Here is a 25916-nt window from a genome sequence, read left to right as displayed (position 1 = left end):
GATGGCGAATGGCGTGAGGGAATTAGAAATACTATCCCATATATTGTGTTTTTTTTATCCAATTGTACAAAAAACACCCATTTTCTACGCCAAACGGCAGAAATACGATCTCGGATGTTCGATGACGATTGTGTAAAAAACTGCCGAAAACAGCGATACATCAAAGAATCGCTTAAACGTCACGTAACGTCACTGTCTTCATTTCGGGCTGCTTTGGTCTGTGGCTAAGGTCACTTGCAAGGCAATTCATCCAAAACATACGATGGTTTTTGGGGGGTGTTGAGACCAACGCGCATGTTGATTGTGCAATTGCCCCTAAATTGCGCAACTTTTTTTACCATTTCGGGTTTTCCAACCCAAGACCTGCGCCTATAACGCTTGGGCTGCTCGCGCTAACACTCTGCGCTGCGTGGCATAAATGAATTAATTTCCCGGAGTAGAGACAATGACGGATTGGGTAAAATCAGCATGGCGTAACAAACCGCGTGTGCAAATGCCCGAGTATACGGACGAGGCAAAACTCAACGCGGTTGAGGCACAACTCTCCAAGTATCCTCCTCTTGTCTTTGCAGGCGAGACCAAAACACTGAAATCCCAACTCGCGGCTGCCTCACGCGGTGAAGCGTTTTTGCTGCAAGGTGGCGATTGTGCGGAAAGCTTTTCCGAATTTGGTGCAGACCAAATTCGCGATACCTTCAAAGTGATGCTGCAAATGGCGATGGTTTTGACCTTTGGCGCGAAAGTGCCTGTGGTGAAAGTGGGCCGTATGGCGGGTCAATTTGCGAAACCACGCTCTGCGCCAACTGAGACATCAAATGGTGTGGAGTTGCCAAGCTACCGCGGCGACATCATCAACGGGTTTGATTTCACGCCTGAGGCGCGCATCCCTGATCCTGACCGTATGTTGCAAGCCTACACCCAAGCGGCGGCAAGTTTGAACTTGTTGCGCGCCTATTCCAAAGGTGGGTTTGCCGATGTGCACCGCGTGCATGGTTGGACTCTGGGCTTCACAGAGGCCGACGAAGCCGAGAAATATCGCGATATGGCCAATCGCATCCAAGACGCGCTGGATTTCATGCGCGCCGCAGGCATGACGTCTGACAACAACAATGATTTGAAAACCGTTGATTTCTACACCTCGCATGAAGCATTGTTGTTGGAATACGAAGAGGCGCTGACCCGCGTGGACAGCACTTTGGGCGATACTGTCGCGGGATCCGGTCACATGATCTGGATCGGCGATCGCACACGTCAACCTGACGGGGCGCATGTTGAATTCTGTTCGGGCGTGTCCAACCCCATCGGTTTGAAATGTGGTCCGACAACGACTGCAGAAGACCTGAAAATTTTGATGAAAAAGCTGAACCCAGCGAATGAGGCAGGGCGCTTGACCTTGATCGCGCGCTTTGGGGCCGGCAATGTCAAAGAGCATCTTCCACGTTTGATTCAAGCGGTGAAAGAAGAGGGCGCGAACGTTGTGTGGTCTTGCGATCCTATGCACGGCAATACGATCAAATCAGACAGCGGTTACAAAACCCGTCCGTTTGAAAGTGTTTTGGGCGAAGTGCAGGAATTTTTCGAAGTTCATCGCGCACACGGAACCATTCCGGGCGGCGTGCATTTCGAGATGACTGGTGCGGATGTGACCGAATGCACTGGCGGCGCGATCGAAGTGACCGACGAAAATCTGGCAGATCGTTACCACACAGCTTGTGACCCGCGCTTGAACGCATCACAAGCTTTGGAACTTGCGTTCTTGGTGGCTGAAGAGCTGTCTAAAAACGCCCGCTGAGCGGCTTGATATATAATATGAAAAGGCCGGATGTCATGTCCGGCCTTTTTTGTGTCTGGTCGTTAGGTCGTATTGCGGTGTGAGCTAGGTGACAATTTTTGCCGCAATGCGCTCATGTTCATTAGATCAGTCATCGGTCGAGACAAGGCGCAAAGCGGGTTTGCCTGTTGGGCGCGGCGGCTGTGGAGTGTCTTGAGCCGTTGTCATAGTGTCTTTTTGCTCAAGATAGGCTTTGCGCGCTTCTGCGAACCCTTGTGGGATCGGGGTGCCTTTTTCTGTCATGCCCTCTGACATTGGTGTGTCTTGAATGCCTGCGTTTATAAGAGGGCGCGACACAGTTTCAATAGCGTCAAAGCGGCGGGGCTGACGGCCAATGTTGCCTTTGGACTGCAAGCAGCCAAGAATACGGTTCACATCCCCAAGATCGGATTTCAGCGGGCAAAGCAAAAGTTGCGCATCCAAAGATCCACGACCAATGCCGCGTTCACCTTTCAGGGTAAGGGTTGTGATCTGCGGGGTATCACACACAGATTCGATCACTGCAGAGATTTTCGCGCGGCTTTCAGGCACGAACATCGCTGTGAGTGGCATACCGCGCACTTCCATGCCCATCAAGTCGGTCAGATGCATCCCCGCAAGGCGGAAGCGGGCAATACCGGGGGCAATGCGTTCAAGAATGAAGGCAAATTCCAATGCAGATTGCATGCCGCGTGGATCAATGTCGCTGCGGGCTGGCACGGGACGACCATTGCGCAGGCCGTCCCAGTAGGCTTCGACCTCGCGCAGTGCTGGAAAGATCATTTCGTTGCGACGCGGTATAAGGGACACGACGTTAGACCCGCTGTCATAATCAATTTTCATTTCATCACCTAATCGTTTGCAGCGGCGCTATGGGCCTATGCTGCCTTGTTCTGTCTGAGCACGATGTGTCTGTGCTTGCTTGGCCCTTTTATGCCACGAGTTTGCCCAAATTGGTGGATTTTCCTAATGAATGGTTAATAGCGACCGTTGTTTTGGGTCTTGAAATGGCCATTTCAGAGCATGTTTGTGAAAATCAATGACGATGGATTTTTCCAAATACGTCATGAAAACAGATACATATAATTATTATTCGATCCATAGAGCGGCAGGTCAGAAAAAACGATCTTGACGTGTTCACTTGTGGCATTCAATCGCAAAATGGGTTGGGAGTGGCCGAAAAACCATCGATTTTAGGGCCACTCAAACGTTAATTTTGACATTTTAAAAGGACTGCCTTTCTGACATTCCCTTAGGGCAGGACATGTTTTTGCCTCATTTGGGGGGCGTTATATCAAATTGCAGGCTCCATTTGCCTTATTGCTGCACTGCGGCCAAAATCACCCGCAAAAGGCCATTCGAAACGGTGGTCAAGCCTATCAGCGCGCACTATAGAAATATGGTCCATTATAAGGAGGGACACATGTCAGCCGAACGCCGCGGACTTCTTATCATTTTATCGTCGCCCTCTGGTGCGGGTAAATCCACGCTTGCCAAACGTTTAATGCAGTGGGACGAAACGTTGAGTTTTTCCGTTTCGGCCACCACTCGCGCCCCGCGCCTTGGCGAGCAAAATGGCATTGATTACCATTTCACAGCCGAGGATGACTTTAAATCGATGGTCACCAGTGGCGATATGCTTGAGCATGCTTTGGTCTTTGGCAACTACTATGGCTCGCCTGCGGGGCCAGTGCGTAAAGCGATTGAAGCGGGCAAGGATGTGTTGTTCGATGTGGATTGGCAAGGGGCGCAGCAAATCGCCAATTCAGCCCTACGCGATCATGTCTTGTCGATTTTTGTTCTGCCGCCCTCCATCACCGAGTTGCGCAGACGTCTTGAGACTCGCGGCCAAGACAGTTCGGATGTGATCGAAAAACGGATGCGCCAAAGTTGGGACGAAATCAGTCATTGGGATGGCTATGATTATGTTCTGGTGAATGACGATCTTGATACATCATTTGAGCGCTTGAAAACCATCGTATCGGCAGAGCGGTTGCACCGCAGGCAGCAGCCGGGGTTGTTGGATGTGGTGCGCGGATTGCAGGCAGAATTTGAGGAAATTGAAACATGACACTTTATAGTCTTGACGATCACGCGCCTATTTTGCCAGAAAACGGTGACTACTGGGTGGCACATGATGCCAATGTCATCGGCAAAGTCAGTTTGGGCGCGGGCGCGAATATCTGGTTTGGTGCAACATTGCGTGGCGACAATGAAATGATTGATGTCGGTGCTGGCAGCAACATCCAAGAGAATGCAGTGCTACACACGGATATGGGATCTCCTTTGACCATTGGTGCCGGTTGTACGATTGGGCATAAAGCGATGCTGCATGGCTGTACCTTGGGCGAAAACACCTTGATTGGCATGGGAGCCATCGTGTTGAACGGAGCCAAGATCGGCAAAAACTGTCTGATCGGGGCAGGGGCTTTGATCACCGAGAACAAAGAAATCCCTGATGGATCCGTTGTGATGGGGGCCCCTGGGAAAGTTGTACGTCAATTGTCACAAGATCAGATCGAGGCGTTAAAAGAGCAAGCTCTGCGCTATCAACACAACGGGCGCCGGTTTAAAGACGGTCTCGAACCGATTGGCTAAGCCTGTTTGTGAGAGGGGTGCATGCAAGAAATCGGTGCGACCTTGATCGCGCCGCCGCCTAGTTCATATGTTTCGCAAGCTCTGGTTTTTCGCTGATGACATCGAAATCCAGCATCGGATGCGTGTGGCGCACTTCACGACAGATGATATCTGGACGTGGGATCTTATCCAAAACCACACGATACCGACCAGAAAATGCAGCTTTTTCCAAGAACTCGGCCAGCTCCAAACAATCGAATGTCGTGCCGATCGCAGGTGAAATCACCACATCGGGATTGACCGCGCGCAAAACATCAGCAGATAAGTCCTTAAAGTCCAAGTAGAAGACAGCTGAGGACGTGGGCATCAAATTTTCCGCGCCTTGCACACGAGCATACTCACCAACCATCAGCGTCATGATGGTGTCGCTCTGCCGATCCTTGCGGGACATCGCAATCACATCAAAGAACTTAGAAGTTGAGATATTGCCCATTTTTCGTCGCGCGGCCTATTATGAATTTTTTCTGCTTAGTTGTAAGAGAAGCGGAAACCCGCCGAAATGCAACATTGTTTTTGGCAATATCGGAAAAATTACCATTTTGCGAATCTACGAAGCTGCAAAATCAAGGTAAAGCCGCATTCAACAACCTTAAAGCGAAAGCACATGCAAAAGGGTCACATGCGCGTCATACTCTGTCAGTACTCAAGGCAACACCTTTAGAAAGATCTCGCGATGAATTCCACACAATACACCGAAACGTCTGCAAATGACCTTGTGATAGAAATGGCCAAAGCGATGCCTTTGCCGTTGATCGTCATTGGCCGTGATGAACGGGTGGTTATTGCCAATCAAAAAGCGGAAGACCTTTTTGGATCAGGCACACAGGGACGGCACTATATAACTGTGTTGCGCCAACCCATGTTGTTGGACGCCATTGAGAACGTATTGCGTCTGGGCGAGGATGCGACAGCCATCTACCGCGTATCGGAATCATCACGCGATTTACACTTTGAAGTTCAAATCCGCGCAGCAGTGACACAAGACGTCGGCTATGTTGTCATCGCGTTCGAAGACAAAACAGAGCTGCAAGAAGCGGGGCAAATGCGTCGGGATTTCGTCGCGAATGTATCGCATGAACTGCGCACGCCGCTGACGGCTGTGCTTGGATTCATCGAAACCCTGCTTGGCCCTGCGGCCAATGACGTGGATGCTAGGACACGGTTTTTGTCGATTATGGACGCAGAGGCCAAGCGTATGAACCGAATCGTGGGCGATCTTTTATCGCTCAGCCGCGTCGAGGCAGACCGCCGTGTGCGCCCGACGAATGAGGTGAATGTGCCTGCTGTGGTGCGCTCAGTTGTGCAGACCTTGCACCCTTTGGCCGAAGCGCGCGAAGTGTCGTTGCGCCTAGAGGGCGGCGATGCGCAGGATTTGGTGATGGGGGATCAAGACCAACTGACCCAAGTGTTCACCAACCTTGTTGAAAACGCGATCAAATACGGACCTGATGGCGGCGAAGTGTCAATTTGTATAACGTCTCACGCCATTGAACCCACAATGCGCGGCCCTGCTGTGCGTGTTGATATCGCAGATCAAGGCGAGGGCATTCCCGCACATCACATTCCGCGCTTGACCGAACGTTTTTATCGCGTCGACACCCATAGATCGCGTGAAATGGGCGGCACGGGGCTTGGATTGGCCATCGTAAAACACATATTAAACCGTCACCGCGGCAGATTACGTGTGGAAAGCCATGCGGGCAACGGCAGCTGTTTTTCGGTTATTTTACCTTACGATTAAGGGGTTAGGGGCGTGGGGCTTTCATTGTCCTAAATTTGGCTTCATATTATTTGCCTGAAATTTGGTCTTTGTCATGTATTTGTTACATTACTTTCACAAAAGCATAGCTAAGTGAGTTTAGACCGCCACTGAGAGAGAAACGAAACGCCTCTCATGATATGAATTTCAGGAGCTACATATGTCCTTTGTTAAACTTTCCGCCTCAGCGCTGGCGATCTCCGCTATGTCTGTAACTGCCGCAGCCGCACGTGATAACGTTCAAGTTGCTGGTTCTTCCACAGTTCTCCCATACGCTTCTATCGTCGCTGAAGCGTTTGGCGACAACTTTGACTTCCCGACACCCGTTGTTGAATCCGGTGGCTCATCTGCTGGTCTCAAGCGCTTTTGTGAAGGCGTTGGCGAAAACACAATCGACATCGCAAACTCTTCACGTCCAATCCGTGACAGCGACATCGCGCTTTGCCTCGAAAACGGTGTGACTGACATCATCGAAGTTAAAATCGGTTACGACGGCATCGTATTTGCATCCCAAATCGACGGCCCTGCATTCACAACGTTTGAACCAACTGACATCTTCAACGCTCTTGGCGCAAATGTTCTGGTTGACGGCGAAGTTGTTGCCAACCCGCACACACAATGGGCTGACTTCAATGCTGAACTGCCAGCCGTTGACATCAACGCATTCATTCCGGGCACCAAGCACGGCACACGCGAAGTGTTTGAAGAAAAAGTACTGTTGGTTGGCTGTGAAGAAACTGGCGCGTTTGACGCAATGGTTGCTGGCGGCATGTCCGAAGATGACGCAGAAAGCGCCTGTCTTGCAGTACGTGGCAACGGTATCACTGTCGACATCGACGGTGACTACACAGAAACACTTGCACGTATCGAAGCAAACCCGAACGGTGTTGGAATCTTTGGTCTCGCATTCTACGAGAACAACACAGACTCACTTAAAGTTGCAACAATGGGTGGCGTTGAGCCAACCACTGAAACAATCGCAGCTGGCGACTACCCTGTGTCACGTCCATTGTACTTCTTCGTGAAAAAAGCACACATCGGCGTTATCCCAGGTGTTAAAGAATTCGCACAATTCTTTATCTCTAACGAAGTTGCTGGCCCAGACGGTCCATTGGCTCAATACGGTCTCGTATCTGACCCTGAGCTTGCAGCAACACAAGCGTCTGTCTCTGCTGAAGACACATTGGCTGTAAAATAATCTAGCCTTTTCGTCTCGGGTGGCCTTGGTATAGGGCCACCCGAACCATCCCAACGGCGCCAATATTCAGGCACTAGTCGTTGGATTTGATATCTCTGGTGCTGGGGGGCCCACGCACATGTCTACGCTTTTAATTGTCGCTCTCGTTGGCGCACTTGCCGTGGTTGGCTACGTGTTGGGGGTTCGCAGAGCGATGGCCTCAGCAGATGGCGATCTGCGTCTTTTGCATTCATTAAAGGGCTACTACGGGCAAAATGTTGCCCTATTGGTTTTGGTTCCATCGCTTTTGGTTTTGGTCATTTGGATGACGGTTCAACCGTTGCTTATTGAGCAATCTGTTCTGGGGATGATCAGCAACACAGATGTTGCACAAGGATCGTCCCGTTCCCTTATGATGGCAGATGTCCGCCGCGTTGCGGATGGTCTTGATGTCGCTGTCGCCCAAGGGGCAATGAGCCGCGACGCCGCAAGCGATGTTCGTGTAGACTTTACCAACGTGCGCGAGCGCCTTGCCAGTGTTGGTGTTGCTGTCGGATCGACTGTCACGCAATCCACATTGGAAGCGGCGCAAAAATTCCGTGCCTTGGCGGCGACAGGTAATATGATCCGCGGGATCGTTGTGTTGCTGATTGCAGCGGCGGGGTTCGGATATGCCTTGAAACAAACCGACAAAGACTTCCGCGCCCGCAATGTCGTTGAACGTGGTATTCTTGTCTTGTTAATTGCTGCAGCTTCCATCGCGGTTTTGACCACTTTGGGCATTGTCTTCAGCTTGATCTTTAACACAATCGACTTTTTTGAATCCTTTCCGGGTGCTGACTTTTTCTTTGGCACACGTTGGGAACCAAGCTTTTCTGGTCGCGGTGGCGCATCTGATCTGGGCTTTTTGCCACTGATCTGGGGGACACTCTACATTTCCATCATCGCATTGGTTGTCGCTGTCCCACTTGGTCTTTTTGCTGCGATTTACCTGTCTGAATACGCTTCTAATTCTGTGCGCTCTATCGCAAAACCTGTCCTCGAAGTTCTCGCGGGCATTCCGACCATTGTTTACGGTCTCTTTGCTTTGCTCACCGTAGGCCCACTTTTGGTCAATATCTTTGGCGCTGATGGCCTATTGGGTGTGAATTGGATGTCTGGTGGTACGGCCGCAATGACAGCGGGTTTGGTGATGGGCATCATGCTGATCCCGTTTGTGTCGTCATTGTCTGATGATATCATCAACGCTGTGCCACAGGCGATGCGTGATGGATCTTATGGTCTGGGCGCAACCCAGTCTGAAACCATTCGCCAAGTGATTTTGCCGGCGGCTTTGCCGGGCATCGTAGGGGCGGTTCTTTTGGCTGCGTCACGCGCCATTGGTGAGACCATGATCGTGGTGCTTGGGGCAGGGGCTGCGGCCAGCCTGTCGCTTAACCCACTCGAAGCTATGACAACAGTCACCGCTAAAATCGTCAGCCAGCTTACGGGTGATGGTGAATTTAACAGTCCTGAAACGATGGTGGCCTTTGCGCTGGGGATGACGCTTTTTGTTATCACACTCGCGCTGAACGTTGTTGCCCTTATCATTGTTCGTAAATACCGGGAGCAATACGACTAATGTCTGATCAATCAGCCTCAAATGGCCGTATCTCACACGGCTCACTTATGGTCGCGGATCCGCGTACCAAAAAAAGAAACGCCGCAGAGGCACGGTTTCGTGCCTACGGTATTGTTGCGATCTCGATCGGTGTTCTTTTTCTTGCCGCTCTAGCCTTTTCTATCCTGCGCTCGGGCTTGCCGGCCTTTACGCAATATGTGGCCAAGCTCGAAGTGACCTTGTCGCAAGAAGATTACGATGCCGCTGAAAGCAAAATGCTGAAAACCGCTGCATACACTGATATTTTCATCGAAAACTTCAGTAACGCTTTGGATGAACGCGGTGTCGATGTGGCCTACGACTCTGATGCGATTGAACGCATCTTGGGTAAGGTCGGTGGCGACATTCGCGGGCACTACCGTGAACACCCAGACGATATTGGACGCCCCGTTACATTCCAATTGCAAACATCGTCGCGCGTCGAAGGCTATTTCAAAGGCCGTGTCGATCGGGAAAGCCTTGTGGACAGTCGTTTCTTGGTCAAAACCGACCTTGATATTGTTGACGCATTGACCGACGCAGATATTCTGACGGGCCGCTTTAACTGGGCCTTTATCAAGGGCACAGATGCGGGTGTTGATAACCCTGGTGGCGCTGGTATCGGTGCGGCGGCTGTTGGGTCACTCTTTATGATGTTGGTGGTTTTGCTTCTCAGCTTGCCGATCGGTGTTGCTGCGTCCATCTACCTTGAAGAGTTCGCGCCGCAAAACAAGTTCACAGATATTGTGGAAGTGAACATTTCAAACCTCGCTGCTGTGCCGTCCATCGTCTTTGGTATTCTGGGCCTGTCCGTGTTCATTCAGTTTATGCACCTGCCACAATCAGCCCCGCTTGTTGGTGGTTTGGTTTTGACCTTGATGACACTGCCAACGATTATCATCTCGACACGTGCATCATTGAAAGCTGTGCCACCATCCATTCGTGATGCCGCTTTGGGGATTGGCGCGTCTAAGATGCAATCCGTGTTCCACCATGTGTTGCCGCTCGCTATGCCTGGCATTTTGACGGGGACAATTATTGGCTTGGCGCAGGCTTTGGGTGAATCTGCACCACTCTTGCTCATCGGGATGGTTGGCTTCGTGGCCCGCGAATTCCCTGATGGGGTTGTCAGTGGCTTCCTTGACCCGAACTCTGCAATGCCTGCACAAATCTACACTTGGGCCGCTCGCGCTGATGCTGGTTTTTATGAAAAGGCATGGGGCGGTATCATCGTCTTGCTGGCTTTCCTTCTGACAATGAACATCATCGCAATTATTCTACGCCGCCGCTTTGAGCGTCGCTGGTAGGAAAGGGTAACAAAATGAACGATATGCGAATTGTGAAAAGAGACGTTGACATGAACGACATTAAAATTTCCGCCAAAGGTGTACAGGTCTATTACGGTGACACCCATGCGATCAAAGACGTGAATGTCGAGATCAAAGATAAGACTGTGACAGCCTTTATTGGTCCGTCTGGCTGCGGCAAATCCACATTCTTGCGTTGCCTGAACCGGATGAATGACACCATCGATATTTGCCGCGTTGAAGGGTCTATCCAAATCGAAGGTGAAGACATCTACGACAAACGTGTTGATCCGGTGCAATTGCGCGCCAAAGTTGGCATGGTGTTCCAAAAACCAAATCCGTTCCCGAAATCAATCTACGACAACGTGGCTTATGGCCCACGTATTCACGGCTTGGCGCGCACCAAAGCGGATCTTGACGAAATCGTTGAAAAATCCCTGCGCCGCGGTGCGATTTGGAACGAGGTGAAAGATCGCCTGCATGCGCCGGGCACAGGTCTTTCAGGCGGTCAGCAACAGCGTTTGTGTATTGCCCGTGCTGTGGCCACCGAACCAGAGGTTCTGTTGATGGATGAGCCATGTTCTGCGCTTGACCCAATTGCCACCGCTCAGGTCGAAGAGCTGATCGACGAATTGCGCGAAAACTTCTCTGTGGTGATCGTCACGCACTCCATGCAGCAAGCTGCGCGTGTGAGCCAAAAAACAGCCTTCTTCCACCTCGGAAACCTTGTTGAATACGGCGAAACAGGTCAAATTTTCACCAATCCTCAGGACCCACGTACAGAGTCCTACATCACTGGCCGGATCGGTTAAGGAGTAACTTCTATGACAAATGAAAAACACATCGCGTCGGTTTTTGATCGCGACCTAGAAGCCATCCAAGCTCTGATCATGAAAATGGGTGGCTTGGTTGAAGCCAATATCACCTCTGCGGCGCAGGCCTTGGAAGAACGTGACGTTGAACTGGCGGCTAAAGTGCGCGCCTCTGACAAAGCCATCGATGCTTTGGAAGAGCAAATCAATGAAGAAGCCGCCCGCGTGATCGCATTGCGTTCACCTGCGGCAGGCGATTTGCGCACCGTTTTAACTGTGATGAAAATCGCAGGTAATTTGGAACGCTGCGGTGATTACGCGAAAAACTTAGCCAAGCGCACAGGTGTCTTGGCCGATATGCAGCCAATCACAGGGGCAGGTGCCTCTATCCGCCGCATGGCGCGCGAAGTTGAGGAAATGCTCAAGCTCGCACTGGACGCCTACATTCAACGCGATGCCGAATTGGCTGAGCAAGTGCGTCAACGTGATCTTGACGTCGACCAGATGTACAATGCTTTGTTCCGTGAATTCCTGACCTACATGATGGAAGATCCGCGCAATATTTCGGCCTGTATGCATCTGCACTTCATTGCCAAAAACATCGAACGCATGGGCGATCACGCGACCTCGATTGCTGAGCAAGTGATCTACCTTGTCACGGGGGAAATGCCAGAGGAAAGCCGTCCAAAAGGTGATCTGACATCGCACACTGACATGGATATGGAGTCGTTCTGATGTCTGTTGATCGTCCGCATGTTTTGCTTGTCGAAGATGAACCAGCGCAGCGTGAAGTCTTGGGCTATAACTTTGAATCCGAAGGATTTCAGGTCACCAAAGCCGAAAATGGCGATGATGCCTTGTTGTTTGTAGGCGAAGAGGCACCAGACATCATCGTCCTTGATTGGATGTTGCCTGGTGTGTCTGGCATCGAAATTTGCCGTCGGTTGAAATCGCGCGCAGAGACACGTCAAATCCCGATCATCATGCTGTCAGCGCGTTCAGAAGATGTTGATCGCGTGCGGGGCTTGGAAACGGGTGCGGATGACTATGTGGTCAAACCGTATTCAGTGATCGAATTGATGGCCCGCGTGCGCACGCAATTGCGTCGCGTGCGCCCATCAGCTGTGGGGCAGGTGTTGTCGTTTGACGACATCCGTCTTGATGCAGAAACCCATAAAGTGACACGCTCTGACAGTGCTTTGAAACTTGGCCCAACCGAGTTTCGTCTGTTGACCACCTTTATGGAAAAACCAGGCCGTGTCTGGTCACGTGAGCAGTTGCTGGATCGGGTTTGGGGGCGTGATATCTATGTCGATACGCGTACAGTCGATGTCCATATCGGACGTCTGCGCAAAGCTCTGTGTCAACATGGCGGCGAAGACCCAGTACGAACAGTTCGCGGCGCAGGCTACGCGCTTGGATAGCCGCTGGGTCTAAGGCTCCTTACGACAAAATCACACAAAAAAGGCGCGGGGCAGTGCTCCGCGCCTTTTTTAGAAACCGCGATATCAACGTCGGCTGGTCATTTGTGCACATCATACCCAAATGGCTTGGCGCGATTCTTAAGGTTGCCGAGGACGCGGCTGCGGTACTGCTTCTCATAGTATGATGCGCGGTCATGCCATGTACCAAGCGCAGTATCACTTTGCTCAATTGTGACAGCGGCCAATCGTTAAAAGGGCCTAAGACGCGGCACGCTGATTACCGCGTCCGAAAAGGCAGCACTTTGCCATGCACGTAGATCAGTCCCACATTCCTAAACCCGATTCAGTAATTGTTAACGCGCGCCGGTATCAACAGCCGCAGCGCCAACCTTCATTATCTCGATCACTGAGGACATGCGGGTTTGATCGCCAAATTAAACAAGGTTGTAATGAATGTCATCTCGGTGACGTTGTGAAATGACGAGGTTACATCATATTTTTGATTGACGTACCTCAAGACTGTTCTTAGGGTCGCTATAGCTTGAGGGAGGTTTCAAGCTTGGGGGGATTTGATGAGCGGACCTACGGTGCATGACGTCGCTTCGGTGGCACAGGTGAGCTTGGCTACGGTTGACCGTGTCTTGAACAATCGTGGTGGGGTGTCTGCAAAGGTTGTGGCTAAGGTGAAAGCTGCTGTTGCGCAAACCGGATATGTCCGCAATATCGCCGCTGCAAACCTATCACGTCGCAAAGTCTACAAGTTTTGTTTTATTGTGCCGTCAAGTGATACAGGTTTTGTGGCTCTGTTGCTGCAAGCGCTTGAATATCAACGTGTGGCCTTGGTTGAAGAGCAGATCTTGATACAGATCGTTCAAACGCGGGCCTTTGATGTTGCCGGTCAGGTCGAAGCCATGCGCAATTTAGACTGCGATGCTGTCGCACTTATGACAAGTGAAGCGCCTGAAATTCAAGAAGAAGTCACCCGCCTGCGCGCAAGTGGTGTGCGCGTCGTGACACTTGTCGCAGATTTGCCCCATTCCGACCGCGAAGGCTATGTCGGGCTCGACAATGTCGCTGCCGGACGCACAGCGGCTGAGTTTATGGGCCGGTTTATTCGCCCTGCCGGTGCGGTTTTGATGATTGCGGGATCGCTGTCTTCGCGTGATCACAACGAGCGTTTGATGGGCTTTCGCGCGGTTATGAAAGAGCGGTTTGATAGCCTCACTCTTTTGCCAACGGTTGAGGGCGACGATAATGCCGCGACAGTCAAACGCCTTATCACAGATGCCGCCGCCCAGCAGCCCTTGGTGGGGATTTATGGCATCGGTGCGGGGAACCGGGGTTTGGTGAGCGCCGTTCAGGCTCTCGATCCCAAACCCGTTGTTATTGTTCACGAATTGACGCCAACTTCCCGCGACGGATTGCGGGATGGCATCGTCGATTTGGTTCTGGATCAGGATGCTCCAGCGGCTGTTGTCGCGGCGGTTCGCCTTATGCGCAACTTGATAGAACTACGTGATTTGCCCAAGGATACTGGGAAAATTAGAATGAATATCTACAGCAGAGAAAACATATCATGAGCAGAGACTTTGCTCATATGGAACCCTTCACTTTTGTGGGGCTGGATGTTTGCATCCGTCGCTTTAAGGCGCGGTATGCGACAGGCCAGATCCTGCAACCGGTTACGGGACTACAGGAAGAATTTGAGATTATCGTCCACCGTTTCGTGTGACGACAAAGAGAGGAAAACCGATGAAAACGATCAAAGGTCCAGCACTATTTTTAGCGCAATTCGCAGGCGATGAGGCGCCATTCAACTCGTGGGATTCCATAACCAAATGGGCGGCTGATTGCGGCTATAAAGGCGTCCAAGTTCCCACATGGGATGCCCGTCTGATCGATCTGGAAAAGGCTGCGACATCCAAAGGATATTGCGAGGATTGGGCAGGTCAGGCACGGGCCAATGGCGTCGAAGTCACTGAGCTTTCGACACATTTACAAGGCCAATTGGTCGCTGTTCATCCGGCTTATGACGACGCCTTCGATGGCTTTGCGGCTCCAGAAGTGCGTGGCAATCCAAAGGCCCGCCAAGAATGGGCTGTTGATCAAGTGAAAAAGGCGCTGACGGCTTCAAAAAAACTTGGCATCGGCGCACATGCGACATTCTCGGGCGCTTTGGCTTGGCCTTATGTATACCCTTGGCCGCAACGCCCCGCTGGTTTGGTCGAACAAGCCTTTGACGAATTGGCCAAGCGCTGGTTGCCGATTTTGGATCATGCCGAAGACTGCGGCGTTGATGTTTGTTACGAAATTCATCCAGGCGAAGACCTTCACGACGGCGTCACGTATGAAATGTTTCTAGAGCGCACAGGTAATCACGCCCGCGCCAACATGCTTTACGATCCGTCCCATTACGTTCTGCAATGCATGGATTACCTTGATAACATCGATATCTACAAAGACCGCATCCGTATGTTCCATGTCAAAGATGCCGAGTTCAATCCAACAGGCCGTCAAGGTGTTTACGGTGGCTATCAATCATGGGTCGACCGCGCAGGGCGCTTTCGGTCTTTGGGCGATGGTCAGGTTGATTTTGGGGCGATCTTTTCAAAAATGGCTGCCATCGATTTTGATGGCTGGGCCGTTGTCGAATGGGAATGCGCGCTTAAACACCCTGAAGACGGGGCGCGTGAAGGGGCACAATTTGTCAAAGACCATATCATTCGCGTGACTGAACGCGCTTTTGATGATTTTGCCGACAGTGGTGCAGATACGGCGCTCAATGCCAAAATGATGGGGATAAGCTGATGAAACCGATCCGTTTAGGTATGGTCGGTGGGGGCAACGATGCCTTCATCGGTGGCGTTCACCGTATTGCAGCCCGCATTGATGGGCGATTTGATTTGGTCGCGGGGGCACTGTCGTCGACGGCTGAGAAATCCAAGGCCTCAGGCGCGGCGCTGGGTTTGGATGCCGACCGCTGCTATGGCGATTTTAACGAGATGGCCGCGCGCGAGGCCGAGTTGGAAAATGGCGTCGAGGCCGTCGCTATCGTCACGCCCAATCACGTGCATTACCCTGCTGCGCATGCATTCTTGCAACGTGGCATCCACGTGATCTGCGACAAGCCCCTGACATCGACGCTTGAAGATGCCAAAAAACTGGTCGCGGCAGCCGAACAGTCGAAGGCGCAGTTCATTTTGACGCATAATTACACGGGTTACCCGATGGTGCGCCAAGCACGCGCGATGGTGGCGGACGGCCTTTTGGGTAAAATCCGCGTTGTGCAAGCAGAGTATCCACAAGATTGGCTGACCATGCCGCTTGAGGGCGAAGGATCGAAGCAAGCCGAATGGCGTACTGACCCTGCGCGCTCTGGCGCTGGCGGGTGCGTGGGGGACATCGGCACGCATGCATACAACCTTGCAGGTTTTGTTTCAGGGCTGACTTTGGACAGTCTTGCAGCAGACCTAACCAGCTTTGTTGAGGGGCGGCGTCTGGACGACAACGTGCATGTGATGCTGCGTTATAAGGGCGGGGCGAAAGGCATGTTGTGGTCGTCGCAGGTCGCGCCCGGCAATGAAAATGGCTTGAAATTGCGGGTTTACGGCGAAAAGGGTGGCTTGGAATGGTCACAAGAGGACCCCAATTATCTGTGGTTCACGCCCCATGGCGAAGCCAAACGTCTTTTGACCCGCAATGGTGCCGGCGCGTATGGCGTTAATCAGGCGGCTTCGCGCATTCCCCCCGGACACCCTGAGGGCTATCTTGAGGGCTTTGCAAATATCTATAACGAGGCGGCTGATGTGATCGTTGCTGCGCGCGATGGAGCGACCATCGATCATATGCTGCCAACTGTGCATGATGGGCTGGATGGCGTGACCTTTATTGACGCCTGTGTGCGCTCATCTGCGGGCGGTGCTGCATGGGTCAAAGTATGAGCGATCCTCTTACGCTTTCTCTTAATGGGATTTGCCGCAGTTTTGGTCCCGTGCAGGTGTTGCACGACGTGGACATCGCGCTGCACCCCGGACAAGTCCATGCTTTGATTGGCGAAAACGGCGCGGGCAAGTCGACGACGATGAAAATCATGTCGGGGTATTTGGCCCCGACCACTGGTGAGTTGACGTTAAACGGCGTGCCTGTGTCGTTCATGAATTCGCAAGACGCCGAGGCCCAAGGCGTGGTTTTGATCCACCAAGAATTCAATCTGGCGGATCAGTTGAGTGTCGAGCAAAATATTTTCCTCGGGCATGAGAAAACACGCGGGCTTTTCTTGGATAAGGCTACGATGCAAACCGAGACGCGGGCGTTGCTTAAACGCTTGAACTGTGAGGTCGACCCTTCAGCGCGAGTCCAAGATATTGCCAACGCTGACAAGCAAATGGTCGAAATTGCAAAGGCATTGTCGCGCAACGCGAAAGTGTTGATCATGGATGAACCAACGGCTGTTTTGACGGCACGCGAAGCGGATGTCTTGTTCGAACAGGTTGAAAAGCTGAAGGCCGATGGCGTGGCCATTTTGTTCACTTCGCATAAGCTGGATGAAGTGAAACGAATTTCGGACCAGATCACAGTTTTGCGCGATGGTCATGTCGTGTCGCAAGGGCCTGCAAGCGATTACGACGAAGATCAAATGGCCACTGCCATGGTCGGTCGTGATGTGTCATCTTTATACCCCGTGCGTGCTGGCGAAATTGGCACAACGGCTGCGCTTGAGGTCACGGGGCTGACTGTGCCCGGGTTTGCTGAAGACGTATCTTTCACCCTGCACAAAGGCGAAATCCTTGGCATTTCTGGCCTGATCGGGTCGGGTCGCACAGAAATGATCGAAGGGCTGGTTGGATTGCGGTCTGCCACGGGCCAAGTGCGCCTGAACGGGGATGACGTTCGTTTCAAATCCCCAAGCCAAGCACAGGCCGCAGGGCTTTGCTATCTAACAGAAGATCGCAAGAGCCGTGGTCTGTTGTTGAACAAGGGCATGCGCGAGAACTTAACGTTACAAAGCCTGCCGGATTTCACCAACTGGCTGATCGACCACACGGCCGAAGAGGTAGCGCTGACGAAAGCGATCGAAGAGTTCGACATTCGCGCGCCAACCCGTCACGTCGCAGTGGGCAATTTGTCCGGTGGCAATCAGCAAAAACTATTGATCGCCAAGATCATGCTGGCCGACCCAAGCATCGTGGTCATCGACGAACCCACGCGCGGTATCGATATCGGCACCAAACAACAGATTTACGAATTCATTCACGCACTCTCGGCGCAGGACAAGTCGATCATCGTTATCAGCTCTGAAATGCAAGAAGTCATTGGACTGGCGGATCGTGTTCTTGTCATGCGCACTGGCCGCATTGCAGGCGAAGTATCAGGTGCAGACATGACCGAAGACAAAATCGTCCGGCTCGCTATGGGGCTTGATGCGCAAAAGGAAGAAACAGTTTGATGCTCACCGCAGATAAAAACAAACACACCAAAAACATGCTTTTGGATCTAAAAGTCATGGGACCAATTCTTGCGCTTATCGTGCTGGTGCTGGTCGGCGCCGCACTGAACGGAAATTTCCTAAGCGCAGGGAACGTCAGTAATGTTTTGTCCCGTTCGGCCTTTATTGGCATCATCGCGGTGGGTATGACATTTGTCATCACAGCAGGAGGCTTGGACCTGTCAGTGGGCTCAATGGCGGCGTTTATCGCTGGCTTGATGATCCTTGTGATGAACGGATTGCTGCCGTCGATGGGGGCAGGGTGGCCTTTGGTCATGGTCGGGTTACTGACGGCCATCGTTGCCGGTACCGCGGCGGGGTTCATCAATGGGTTTCTCATCACCACGATGCGTATTGACGCGTTTATTGTCACCTTGGGCACCATGGGCATTTACCGCAGTCTTGTGACGTGGTTGGCCGATGGGGGCACGTTGTCTTTGGATTTCGGGATGCGCGCTATCATTCGTCCGATCTATTTTGACGGCATTCTGGGGATCAGTTGGCCGATCATCGTCTTCGCGCTTGTCGCGGTTATTGGCGAATTGGTTATGCGTCGCGCGGCCTTTGGGCGTCATGTTGCGGCTGTTGGCTCGAACGATCAGGTCGCACGGTATTCATCGGTAAACGTGAACAAAGTGCGCATGATGACCTATATCTTTTTAGGGGTTTTGGTTGGTATCGCCACCATCATGTATGTGCCACGGTTGGGGTCTGCATCCTCTAGCACAGGTGTGCTGTGGGAACTCGAAGCAATTGCGGCCGTGATCATCGGCGGTACCATGCTTAAGGGCGGATTTGGCAGGGTCTGGGGCACCATCATCGGTGTGCTGATCTTGTCATTGATTGGAAATATTTTGAATTTGACTGACGGCGTCTCACCCTATCTGAACGGTGCGGTCCAAGGGGTCATCATCATTCTCGCTGTGATTTTGCAGCGCGATAAAAAGGCAGAAGGCTAAGATGTCTTTTGCAGAGAAAATTGGTTATTGGGAGGAAAAACCATGAAATTTACTAAATTTGCAGGTGCAGTCGCACTTGGTGCAACACTGGTCATGCCCGCTTTTGCACAAGACACAAAGGTCATCGGCGTCTCCATTCCGGCGGCGACACACGGCTGGGCTGGTGGTATGAATTTCCACGCTCAAGAAGCGGTTAAACGCCTTGAAGAGGTTTACCCAGAACTGGATTTCGTTTTGGCAACGGCATCAGATGCAGCCAAACAGGTCAACGATATCGAAGACATGGTTGCGACACGCAATATCGACGCGCTGGTTGTTTTGCCTTTCGAATCCGAGCCTTTGACGAGCCCTGTGAAAGCCGTGTCTGATGGCGGTGCATGGGTCACTGTTGTGGATCGTGGGTTGTCAATTGAGGGTATCGAAGATCTTTACGTTGCCGGCGACAATGCGGGTTTTGGTAAAGTGTCCGGCGAATTTATGGTCTCCGCAATGCCTGAGGGCGGTAAAATCGTTGCATTCCGTGGCATTCCAACTTCGATCGACAACGAGCGCGTTGCAGGGTTCGAAGCGGCCATCGAAGGCTCTGGTATCGAGGTCATTGGCATGGAGCATGGCAATTGGAACCGTGATGACAGCTTTGTTGTGATGCAGGACTTCTTGTCCAAACACGCACAAATCGACGCTGTTTGGGCTTCTGATGATGACATGGCCATTGGTATTCTGGCTGCGATCGAGGCCGCAGGTCGTGACGATATTCAGTTCGTTTTGGGCGGCGCTGGCATGAAAGAAATGATTGCCCGTACCCGTGATGGCGATGCAATGATCCCTGCGAACGTGACTTACCCACCGTCCATGATCGCAACAGCGATTGAGTTGACAGCTGTTGGTCTGACGTCAACAGCGCCAGTATCAGGTACATTTGTCATTGGGTCTGTTTTGGTCACTCAAGACAACGCGGCTGAATTCTACTACGCAGACAGCCCGTTCTAAGGCAACTGGTACTAAGACAGCCAGTTTTATAACAAGTTCCAAAGCGAGGGGTGCAAGTCCCTCGCTTTGTGTGTACTGCACCGCCGTTTTGATCGCGGCATGAAGATCAAACTGCCCTTGCTGCAGTGGACTTTTATGATTTGTCGCAATGCTTACATCACGATCAGATATCCTACATAAGGTAATCTGAAAGAGCGTGAGGAAGCCGTGGTCGTGAGTGATGTGACATCAAATGAAAGACGGCGCGCAGAGGTTAACGCATTCGTGCGCGCGACGTTTGGGGTGCGAGGCACTTTGCGCCTTCATCGTTTTGCCTTTGGCTTTGATCTGTTGCGTGCTCCTGCGAATGTCTTGTTGGCGCCCGTTTTTCTTGTGATCCAACTGAGTGCCCTAATCGCGCGGACGATACGATGCCACAAAGCCTCTATTTGGCTGTCGCAACGTCAAATTTTTCTTGAAACCAATGTATCTCAGCAGGTTGCAAAGCGCGTTATGGCCTTCATTCGCGATCTTGAAACAAGGGGCAATATGCGTGCCTGCTCCAAAGAAATCGTCGAGCACGAAATTGCCAACTATACAGGTGTGCGCAGTGCCGTGAGCGAAATAACAACGACACTCGTGGTCATCATTGTGGGGATCATTGCCTTTCAAACTGTCACCCTAGGGGTCATCTCTATCACGGGACAGGTGGCCGAACTCAGAGCCCACGCACATGCCATCGCAAACTTCCCCCTCGGACAAGGGTTGGGCAGGCTGTATTATGGTGTGTTCTCGACGGACCTAAAGCCTTGGGAATTGGTGGCAACGGGCGTTGTCCTCTCGATGTTGGCCTCTGTGGTCACAACGTTCGCAGGCGTGATCGCGGATCCATTGCAGGTCATAACAGGAACGCACCGACGCCGTTTGTGTCGTCTTATTAACCGATTAGAGGTCGCATCAGATCGCAATAATACCATTGCGCAAGAACACATCACGGCCCGCCTTGCTGACCTGACCGACGTAGCGCTGAACCTGTGGCGCAGTCTGCGCGGGTGATCATTTTTTGACGACTAATCTGCTGAATGGCAATTTTATTCATTACGCTGACCATTCCTTATTTTAAGAATACTTTTCTCATAAGGGAGATTCTTTGTGAGTGAAAATCTAAAGCGAATACTGACACTATTGGAACAATCTGTCTTCAGCCAAAGACGAAGGAATGCAGGTGACGCATTTGGTCAAAGGCACAGGTCTTGCTGCGTCCACGGTGTATCGTTTGGTTGGAGAGCTCGAAGATTTGGGATATCTGCGCAAAGCGGATGATCGCAAATTAATTCCCAATTTTTCATTTGAACAGATCATGGCCGTCGGCGGCATGGATCTGCAAAGTTTGAATGCGGCTTGCCGTGATGTGTCGTCACGCTTGAACGCGGCTCCCGAGTTCATTTCATTACGTCGGCAAAACTTTTTTGAACCTGTAGATATGTACGGACTCTCGGGACACTTCCTGTAAATTACCCAATTTTGGGTGGAGGAAGTTTTTATGACGAACGAAGAACGTGACGTTCAACGCAAGCTGAGAGTGCTCCAGCATGCTGAGAAGATCGGTAATAGAAACGCACCGCGCTGACAGGGATCGGATTTGTCACGCCGACGGTTTTGATCATCGCCCTCATTCTTATCTATCGCATCATCCAATCGGTTATTCTCAGCTTTGGTCAATCAAGCATTGATGGGTTTGAACCTTACCGTTTTGTCGGGTTTGACCACTACGCAAAGTTAATGGGCTATGCCCGATTTTGGAACTCTTTGGGTGTGACCTTCACCTTTACCGCGTTGTCAATTCCTTTGGTATTGATGTTGGGTGTCGGCTTGGCATTATTGATAAATAAATATTCAAATTCAGAGGCCTAGCGCGTTTGGCCGTTTTGTTCCCTTGGGCTTTGCCGACGGCGTTGAACACGCTGATGTGGCGCTGGATGTACAATTTTGATTATGGATTGTTTAATTCGGTCGCACTACAAATTGGCTTGGTGGAACGCCCTATTAATTTTCTCGGCGATGACGTTTTGGCGGTGGCCTCTATGGTGACTGTCGCTGTTTGAAAAACCAGTTCTTTCATGGCCTTGATCATTCTGGCGGGGCTGCAATCTATCCCGCGTGACCTGTTCGAAGCAGGGCGGATGGACGGCATGAACCGTTGGACCGAGTTCACGCAAATCGCCCTGCCATTGCTTAAAGGGCCCATTTTGGGTGCCTTGATCATTCGCTCAATGAATGCGCTGCGCACGTTTGAATTGCCGTTCAACCTGACTGACGGTGGACCCGCTGCGGCCACAGAAAGTCTGTCGCTTTATGCCTATAAGGTCATCTTTGATTTTCTGGATTTCAACTTTGTCGCAGCCATCGTGGTGGTGCAGTTCTTGGTCATCTTCGCCATGAGCTTGGTCTACGTCTTTACACTGCGCAACAAGGATTAATTCATACACATCGTCCACATTACGTGCTCTATACGCTTGTTGGCCTGTCGGTCTTCATTTCCTTTTTTCCCATCATTTGGCTGATCCTGACCTCGTTTAAAAACACCGCAGGCATCTATGCATGGCCGTCGCCGCCTATGCCTTGTCACGCTTGAATCTGCGGTTTGCAGGGCTTTTGATGGTTGGCATTTTGGCGGTCTCGATGTTTCCGCCGGTGTCTTTGCTGCCATCTTTTTTTCAAAATTTTCTGCAACTTGGATTATTGAATAGCTTCACAGGGCTGATTTTAGCGCATGCAGGGTTGTTTCTGCCGTTCTCGGTCTGGATGCATCGCGATCCCGACCACAACGCCTATTCTCATTACGGCATTCGCGATCAGCGCTATAAGTTGATCTATTGGTACAATGACGGCTTTGATCTGCCGGGCACCAACCAAGGCGGGCAGGAAAGGGAATGGGAATTGTTAGATTGCGAAAATGACCCATTGGAATTGTTCAGCGTCGCCGATGATCCCGCTTATGCTGAGGTTCGAAAGATGATGCTTGCCAAGCTGACTGCCAAAATGGCAGCGATTGGCGATGAGCCTGAGCACTAAGCCCTGAGATAAGATCACGCTGAAATAGGTGAACCGAAATCGGCGTATTCAACTTGGGGTCGCAAAACTGACCACAATCTCGTTGTGTCTATAAATGCCTCAGTCAGCGCAAAACTTGATCCCGTTTACGTGTAGGATCGGGTTTTGCGCTGGCGGATTGTGGCGGATTGTTTACTTCAGCCCAGCTTTGGCCATCGCTGCTTTGATGACTGGTGTCCAAGCTGCATAGCCCTTTGGACCGATGTGGATGCCATCGCGCTCAAAGAATTTTGTCGCGGGGCGACCATTCGATCCAAGCGTCACCACACCAACATCGGCGAAGTAAGCATTCGGATCGTTTTGGGTGTCTTTTTCCACAAGGCGGCTGTATTCGACATAATCAGGGTGCCAAATCCAGCGAATGATACCTGTCTTTGGTGGCAGGTAAATCACTGGAATCGTAGGAAAACGCTCGCGTACACGGGTGTGAAAAGCCTTGTGCAGATCTAAAGTTTCCTCGGCTGTAAACCCATCGCTGGCGATGTCATTTTCGCCAAAGTAGACCACGATCATTTTTGGCGTGACAGCATCAAAGACGCGCTCGAAATGCTGCATCGCTCCTTCAAATGTGCCGCCACCAAAACCGGCGTTCACAACGTCCAAGTTGTTCATGTCTTCGGCAAGGCGTTTCCAGTTTTTGAATGTCGATGAACCATAGAAGACGATTGATCCATCAATCGGGTCTCTGCGATCCAGTTGCGCCATCATTGCGGCGACGTCATCCATGTGTTGAAAATCGGTCATGGTTGTATCCTGTTCATGAGAGAGTAGGGTTTAAACGCAGCGGTTGCGCATTTGACCGATACCTTCGATATTCGTTGTGATGACTTCGCCCGGTTGCAAATAACGGCGCGGAGTCCGCACGGCGCCGACACCGGCAGGTGTGCCGCTGAAAATCAAATCGCCGGGCTGCAAAATGCACCATTGCGACAAGAAAGACACCAGTTGCGGCACGTTAAAGATCAGATGCTTCGTGCTACTGTTTTGCACTTGTTCGTCATTGATAAAACAGTTGAGCGGCACGTCATGCGGGTCATCAAAACCGTCCGTTGTCACGATGACAGGGCCACAAGGGCCATAGGTTGGCGCAGATTTACCAAGGCAGAACTGTGGTGGTTTGTCGGAAAATTGCTGGCGACGATCCGAAATGTCCTGACCAATCGAATAGCCTGCGACATAGGACATAGCGTCCTCTTCGCTGACTTTATACGCTTCACGACTGATGACGATGACCAACTCTGCCTCGAAATCCACGCGGTTAGATGTCAAAATAACATCTGCTGTGGCATCTGTGATGCAGCAGGGGTATTTTGCGAAAACCATTGGCTGTTTGGGGAATTCCAAACCCGCCTCATTTGCGTGATCCGCGTAGTTCAGACCAATACCATAAACGGCAGTCGGCTTTGGAACAGGGCAGCCAAGCGCGTCATAATCGACGTCAGGTTCAGTCCCTAATGCAGTGACGTCGCGTGCCCATGTCTCAAAAGCAGGCCACTCGGCGAGGACCGCCATTGGATCGCTTGAAAACTGCCCGTTAGAGCGTTCGTTTACGTTAATGATTTTGCCGGACACCACGATGATCGCCTGATCATCCAAGACACCGAATTCAATTTTGGCCATGTGTTTTTCTCCGTTGCACGGTCACTGCCCATTTTGTTGTCATTGTCGTGATGACGATGGGCAAATCGTTGATCCACCTGTGTCATTCACCTGTGGTTTTGGGGAAGTTAGTCAAATAACGTGATACGTTTCAAATACCTTTGATGCCGATCTTTCATACCTAACTGGTATATTGGTGTTGAGTTTTGATCGAAATGCGTTGCGTCATACTGATTTGGCATGGTGTGCGCAGCAAAATAGTATTTTCCTGATATGGTGTTTGAAAAATATGCTTCGCTAAATCTGAGAGGTTATCGAGACGTCGTCCGCGTCTGGCCTCGAAGCATATTGGAGAGCACTTATGACGATGACATTTGATTCACTGTTGGTTTCGCAAGCCGGTACCGTTTGGACGATTACCTTGAACCGCCCTGAGGTCAAGAACGCCCATGATACCCATGTTTTCAAGGAAATCTCACAGGCTTTGGACATGCTTGAACATAATGACGACTGCCGCTGCATCGTCATCACAGGCAGTGGCGATTTCTTTTCCTCTGGTCAAGATCTTCGGTTTACGGCAACGGCGACGAGTGAACAAATGGACGAATATGGCCATTGGAACGAAGGCACTCGTCAGCGCATGCAGCGCAGCCCCAAGCCCATTGTGGCTGCCGTGAACGGGCCTGCCATCGGCGGTGGTGGATATATCGCGATGTCTTGTGATTTGATCGTCGCAGTGGACACAGCCTTTTTTCAGATGCGCGAAATTCAGGCGGGCAATCATTCCGGTGGCGTGGCGCTGTTAAGCGTCGGCAGGGCACGTTCATTGGAAATGTCTCTGTTGGGCCGCAAAGTTAACGCGCCGGAAGCGGAACGTTGGGGACTGATCAACCGCTGCGTACCTGCTGCAGAGTTTGAAGACGCCGTGAACGATTACGCCATCGCCTTGTCCGAATTGCCGCCACTGGCCATAAAATATACCAAGAAAGCGACCAATATTTTGATGGATTCCGCTGGCTATTCAAACCACATGGCAGCCTCAGGCACGATGCAAGGCTACTTGTCTATGTCCCCAGACGGGCGTGAGGCCAAGATGGCGTTCAAGGAAAAACGAAAGCCCGTTTTCACAGGCGCATTGCCATCACGCACAACATAAAACGGTCACGATAAAACTGGCGTAAGATAAAACGATGCCGTGTCTGATGAATGTCAGGCACGGCATTTT

At 51.5% G+C, this 25916-nt stretch carries 28 protein-coding genes; 24 read left to right on the top strand and 4 right to left on the bottom strand.

The annotated features are described in order from the left end of the window. Nucleotides 1–445 precede the first annotated feature (445 nt). Complete coding sequence (locus tag KO503_RS12155; RefSeq protein WP_215991818.1) at nucleotides 446–1792, top strand: class II 3-deoxy-7-phosphoheptulonate synthase; 1347 nt, start codon at nucleotides 446–448, stop codon at nucleotides 1790–1792. 126 nt (nucleotides 1793–1918) lie between these two features. Here the strand turns inward: KO503_RS12155 and KO503_RS12150 are convergent, their stop codons facing one another. Continuing rightward, nucleotides 1919–2653 carry a PAS domain-containing protein gene (locus KO503_RS12150; protein ID WP_215991817.1) on the bottom strand — a complete coding sequence of 245 codons (735 nt, stop codon included), beginning with the start codon at nucleotides 2651–2653 and terminating at the stop codon, nucleotides 1919–1921. Nucleotides 2654–3233: 580 nt separating this feature from the next. Here KO503_RS12150 and gmk point away from each other — a divergent pair. Further along, a complete protein-coding gene (gene gmk, locus KO503_RS12145; protein WP_215991816.1) occupies nucleotides 3234–3881 on the top strand; it encodes a guanylate kinase in 648 nt (215 codons plus the stop codon). Beyond that, on the top strand, nucleotides 3878–4408 hold the full coding sequence (locus KO503_RS12140) for a gamma carbonic anhydrase family protein (RefSeq protein ID WP_215991815.1): 531 nt from the start codon (nucleotides 3878–3880) through the stop codon (nucleotides 4406–4408). The genes gmk and KO503_RS12140 overlap by 4 nt, the downstream gene beginning before the upstream one ends. Before the next feature lie 58 nt (nucleotides 4409–4466). Here the strand turns inward: KO503_RS12140 and KO503_RS12135 are convergent, their stop codons facing one another. After that, on the bottom strand, nucleotides 4467–4880 hold the full coding sequence (locus KO503_RS12135; protein ID WP_215991814.1) for a hypothetical protein: 414 nt from the start codon (nucleotides 4878–4880) through the stop codon (nucleotides 4467–4469). A gap of 240 nt (nucleotides 4881–5120) precedes the next feature. On the opposite strand from KO503_RS12135, the gene KO503_RS12130 reads away from it, so the two are divergent. The 20 genes from KO503_RS12130 (at nucleotide 5121) to KO503_RS12035 (ending at nucleotide 23053) form a co-directional block, all read left to right on the top strand. Then, nucleotides 5121–6188, top strand: a complete 1068-nt coding sequence (locus KO503_RS12130; RefSeq protein ID WP_215991813.1) for an ATP-binding protein — start codon at nucleotides 5121–5123, stop codon at nucleotides 6186–6188. Nucleotides 6189–6366: 178 nt separating this feature from the next. Next, nucleotides 6367–7404 carry a PstS family phosphate ABC transporter substrate-binding protein gene (locus tag KO503_RS12125; RefSeq protein WP_215991812.1) on the top strand — a complete coding sequence of 346 codons (1038 nt, stop codon included), beginning with the start codon at nucleotides 6367–6369 and terminating at the stop codon, nucleotides 7402–7404. Between the two features lie 118 nt (nucleotides 7405–7522). Continuing rightward, nucleotides 7523–9004, top strand: a complete 1482-nt coding sequence (gene pstC, locus KO503_RS12120; RefSeq protein WP_215991811.1) for a phosphate ABC transporter permease subunit PstC — start codon at nucleotides 7523–7525, stop codon at nucleotides 9002–9004. Further along, entirely contained in the window at nucleotides 9004–10329 is a 1326-nt protein-coding gene (gene pstA / locus KO503_RS12115; protein ID WP_215991810.1) for a phosphate ABC transporter permease PstA, read from the top strand. Before pstC ends, pstA begins: the two co-directional genes overlap by 1 nt. Nucleotides 10330–10343: 14 nt before the next feature. Next, complete coding sequence (gene pstB / locus KO503_RS12110; protein ID WP_215942811.1) at nucleotides 10344–11141, top strand: phosphate ABC transporter ATP-binding protein PstB; 798 nt, start codon at nucleotides 10344–10346, stop codon at nucleotides 11139–11141. A gap of 12 nt (nucleotides 11142–11153) precedes the next feature. Next, nucleotides 11154–11876: a phosphate signaling complex protein PhoU gene (gene phoU / locus KO503_RS12105; protein WP_215991809.1), complete on the top strand. Its 723-nt coding sequence runs from the start codon at nucleotides 11154–11156 to the stop codon at nucleotides 11874–11876. Further along, entirely contained in the window at nucleotides 11876–12565 is a 690-nt protein-coding gene (gene phoB, locus KO503_RS12100; RefSeq protein ID WP_215991808.1) for a phosphate regulon transcriptional regulator PhoB, read from the top strand. The genes phoU and phoB overlap by 1 nt, the downstream gene beginning before the upstream one ends. 572 nt (nucleotides 12566–13137) lie before the next feature. Further along, complete coding sequence (locus KO503_RS12095) at nucleotides 13138–14145, top strand: LacI family DNA-binding transcriptional regulator (RefSeq protein WP_215991807.1); 1008 nt, start codon at nucleotides 13138–13140, stop codon at nucleotides 14143–14145. Further along, nucleotides 14142–14297 (top strand): hypothetical protein, encoded by a 156-nt coding sequence (locus tag KO503_RS12090; RefSeq protein ID WP_215991806.1) that lies wholly within the window; start codon nucleotides 14142–14144, stop codon nucleotides 14295–14297. Before KO503_RS12095 ends, KO503_RS12090 begins: the two co-directional genes overlap by 4 nt. A 20-nt stretch (nucleotides 14298–14317) precedes the next feature. After that, entirely contained in the window at nucleotides 14318–15373 is a 1056-nt protein-coding gene (locus KO503_RS12085) for a sugar phosphate isomerase/epimerase family protein (RefSeq protein ID WP_215991805.1), read from the top strand. Then, the gene (locus tag KO503_RS12080) at nucleotides 15373–16506 is read left to right on the top strand and encodes a Gfo/Idh/MocA family protein (RefSeq protein WP_215991804.1); all 1134 of its coding nucleotides are present in this window, start codon (nucleotides 15373–15375) and stop codon (nucleotides 16504–16506) included. Before KO503_RS12085 ends, KO503_RS12080 begins: the two co-directional genes overlap by 1 nt. Next, on the top strand, nucleotides 16503–18011 hold the full coding sequence (locus KO503_RS12075; RefSeq protein ID WP_215991803.1) for a sugar ABC transporter ATP-binding protein: 1509 nt from the start codon (nucleotides 16503–16505) through the stop codon (nucleotides 18009–18011). The genes KO503_RS12080 and KO503_RS12075 overlap by 4 nt, the downstream gene beginning before the upstream one ends. After that, a complete protein-coding gene (locus KO503_RS12070; protein WP_252731064.1) occupies nucleotides 18011–19009 on the top strand; it encodes an ABC transporter permease in 999 nt (332 codons plus the stop codon). Before KO503_RS12075 ends, KO503_RS12070 begins: the two co-directional genes overlap by 1 nt. 42 nt (nucleotides 19010–19051) lie before the next feature. Further along, nucleotides 19052–19999: an ABC transporter substrate-binding protein gene (locus tag KO503_RS12065; RefSeq protein ID WP_215991802.1), complete on the top strand. Its 948-nt coding sequence runs from the start codon at nucleotides 19052–19054 to the stop codon at nucleotides 19997–19999. 213 nt (nucleotides 20000–20212) lie between these two features. Beyond that, entirely contained in the window at nucleotides 20213–21034 is an 822-nt protein-coding gene (locus KO503_RS12060) for a DUF6635 family protein (protein WP_252731063.1), read from the top strand. A gap of 163 nt (nucleotides 21035–21197) precedes the next feature. After that, on the top strand, nucleotides 21198–21491 hold the full coding sequence (locus tag KO503_RS12055; RefSeq protein ID WP_215991800.1) for a helix-turn-helix domain-containing protein: 294 nt from the start codon (nucleotides 21198–21200) through the stop codon (nucleotides 21489–21491). A 146-nt stretch (nucleotides 21492–21637) separates the two neighbouring features. Then, nucleotides 21638–21892 (top strand): hypothetical protein, encoded by a 255-nt coding sequence (locus tag KO503_RS12050; protein WP_215991799.1) that lies wholly within the window; start codon nucleotides 21638–21640, stop codon nucleotides 21890–21892. Nucleotides 21893–21897: 5 nt separating this feature from the next. Next, nucleotides 21898–22083 carry a hypothetical protein gene (locus KO503_RS12045; protein WP_215991798.1) on the top strand — a complete coding sequence of 62 codons (186 nt, stop codon included), beginning with the start codon at nucleotides 21898–21900 and terminating at the stop codon, nucleotides 22081–22083. Between the two features lie 15 nt (nucleotides 22084–22098). Then, nucleotides 22099–22458 (top strand): carbohydrate ABC transporter permease, encoded by a 360-nt coding sequence (locus tag KO503_RS12040; RefSeq protein WP_215991797.1) that lies wholly within the window; start codon nucleotides 22099–22101, stop codon nucleotides 22456–22458. Between the two features lie 121 nt (nucleotides 22459–22579). Continuing rightward, nucleotides 22580–23053, top strand: a complete 474-nt coding sequence (locus KO503_RS12035; RefSeq protein WP_215991796.1) for a sulfatase/phosphatase domain-containing protein — start codon at nucleotides 22580–22582, stop codon at nucleotides 23051–23053. A gap of 171 nt (nucleotides 23054–23224) precedes the next feature. Here the strand turns inward: KO503_RS12035 and KO503_RS12030 are convergent, their stop codons facing one another. Both KO503_RS12030 and KO503_RS12025 read right to left on the bottom strand, forming a co-directional pair. Then, complete coding sequence (locus KO503_RS12030) at nucleotides 23225–23836, bottom strand: GDSL-type esterase/lipase family protein (protein WP_215991795.1); 612 nt, start codon at nucleotides 23834–23836, stop codon at nucleotides 23225–23227. 30 nt (nucleotides 23837–23866) lie between these two features. Continuing rightward, nucleotides 23867–24712 (bottom strand): fumarylacetoacetate hydrolase family protein, encoded by an 846-nt coding sequence (locus KO503_RS12025; protein WP_215991794.1) that lies wholly within the window; start codon nucleotides 24710–24712, stop codon nucleotides 23867–23869. 340 nt (nucleotides 24713–25052) lie between these two features. Here KO503_RS12025 and KO503_RS12020 point away from each other — a divergent pair, with 340 nt between their 5' ends. Continuing rightward, complete coding sequence (locus tag KO503_RS12020) at nucleotides 25053–25847, top strand: enoyl-CoA hydratase/isomerase family protein (protein WP_215991793.1); 795 nt, start codon at nucleotides 25053–25055, stop codon at nucleotides 25845–25847. Nucleotides 25848–25916: the final 69 nt, after the last annotated feature.

Origin of the sequence: Pacificibacter marinus, from assembly GCF_018860505.1 — a bacterium.
GTDB lineage: Bacteria > Pseudomonadota > Alphaproteobacteria > Rhodobacterales > Rhodobacteraceae > Celeribacter > Celeribacter marinus_B.
Note: the sequence above shows the minus strand (reverse complement) of the source record. Positions and strands in the feature narration are given on the sequence as shown.

Excerpts from the sequence above, each read along its gene's own strand:
- KO503_RS12155 (WP_215991818.1), top strand. The coding sequence starts at position 446 with ATGACGGATTGGGTAAAATCAGCATGGCGTAACAAACCGCGTGTGCAA.
- KO503_RS12150 (WP_215991817.1), bottom strand. The coding sequence starts at position 2,653 with ATGAAAATTGATTATGACAGCGGGTCTAACGTCGTGTCCCTTATACCG.
- gmk (WP_215991816.1), top strand. The coding sequence starts at position 3,234 with ATGTCAGCCGAACGCCGCGGACTTCTTATCATTTTATCGTCGCCCTCT.
- KO503_RS12140 (WP_215991815.1), top strand. The coding sequence starts at position 3,878 with ATGACACTTTATAGTCTTGACGATCACGCGCCTATTTTGCCAGAAAAC.
- KO503_RS12135 (WP_215991814.1), bottom strand. The coding sequence starts at position 4,880 with ATGGGCAATATCTCAACTTCTAAGTTCTTTGATGTGATTGCGATGTCC.
- KO503_RS12130 (WP_215991813.1), top strand. The coding sequence starts at position 5,121 with ATGAATTCCACACAATACACCGAAACGTCTGCAAATGACCTTGTGATA.
- KO503_RS12125 (WP_215991812.1), top strand. The coding sequence starts at position 6,367 with ATGTCCTTTGTTAAACTTTCCGCCTCAGCGCTGGCGATCTCCGCTATG.
- pstC (WP_215991811.1), top strand. The coding sequence starts at position 7,523 with ATGTCTACGCTTTTAATTGTCGCTCTCGTTGGCGCACTTGCCGTGGTT.
- pstA (WP_215991810.1), top strand. The coding sequence starts at position 9,004 with ATGTCTGATCAATCAGCCTCAAATGGCCGTATCTCACACGGCTCACTT.
- pstB (WP_215942811.1), top strand. The coding sequence starts at position 10,344 with ATGAACGATATGCGAATTGTGAAAAGAGACGTTGACATGAACGACATT.
- phoU (WP_215991809.1), top strand. The coding sequence starts at position 11,154 with ATGACAAATGAAAAACACATCGCGTCGGTTTTTGATCGCGACCTAGAA.
- phoB (WP_215991808.1), top strand. The coding sequence starts at position 11,876 with ATGTCTGTTGATCGTCCGCATGTTTTGCTTGTCGAAGATGAACCAGCG.
- KO503_RS12095 (WP_215991807.1), top strand. The coding sequence starts at position 13,138 with ATGAGCGGACCTACGGTGCATGACGTCGCTTCGGTGGCACAGGTGAGC.
- KO503_RS12090 (WP_215991806.1), top strand. The coding sequence starts at position 14,142 with ATGAGCAGAGACTTTGCTCATATGGAACCCTTCACTTTTGTGGGGCTG.
- KO503_RS12085 (WP_215991805.1), top strand. The coding sequence starts at position 14,318 with ATGAAAACGATCAAAGGTCCAGCACTATTTTTAGCGCAATTCGCAGGC.
- KO503_RS12080 (WP_215991804.1), top strand. The coding sequence starts at position 15,373 with ATGAAACCGATCCGTTTAGGTATGGTCGGTGGGGGCAACGATGCCTTC.
- KO503_RS12075 (WP_215991803.1), top strand. The coding sequence starts at position 16,503 with ATGAGCGATCCTCTTACGCTTTCTCTTAATGGGATTTGCCGCAGTTTT.
- KO503_RS12070 (WP_252731064.1), top strand. The coding sequence starts at position 18,011 with ATGCTCACCGCAGATAAAAACAAACACACCAAAAACATGCTTTTGGAT.
- KO503_RS12065 (WP_215991802.1), top strand. The coding sequence starts at position 19,052 with ATGAAATTTACTAAATTTGCAGGTGCAGTCGCACTTGGTGCAACACTG.
- KO503_RS12055 (WP_215991800.1), top strand. The coding sequence starts at position 21,198 with ATGCAGGTGACGCATTTGGTCAAAGGCACAGGTCTTGCTGCGTCCACG.
- KO503_RS12040 (WP_215991797.1), top strand. The coding sequence starts at position 22,099 with ATGGCCTTGATCATTCTGGCGGGGCTGCAATCTATCCCGCGTGACCTG.
- KO503_RS12035 (WP_215991796.1), top strand. The coding sequence starts at position 22,580 with ATGGCCGTCGCCGCCTATGCCTTGTCACGCTTGAATCTGCGGTTTGCA.
- KO503_RS12030 (WP_215991795.1), bottom strand. The coding sequence starts at position 23,836 with ATGACCGATTTTCAACACATGGATGACGTCGCCGCAATGATGGCGCAA.
- KO503_RS12025 (WP_215991794.1), bottom strand. The coding sequence starts at position 24,712 with ATGGCCAAAATTGAATTCGGTGTCTTGGATGATCAGGCGATCATCGTG.
- KO503_RS12020 (WP_215991793.1), top strand. The coding sequence starts at position 25,053 with ATGACGATGACATTTGATTCACTGTTGGTTTCGCAAGCCGGTACCGTT.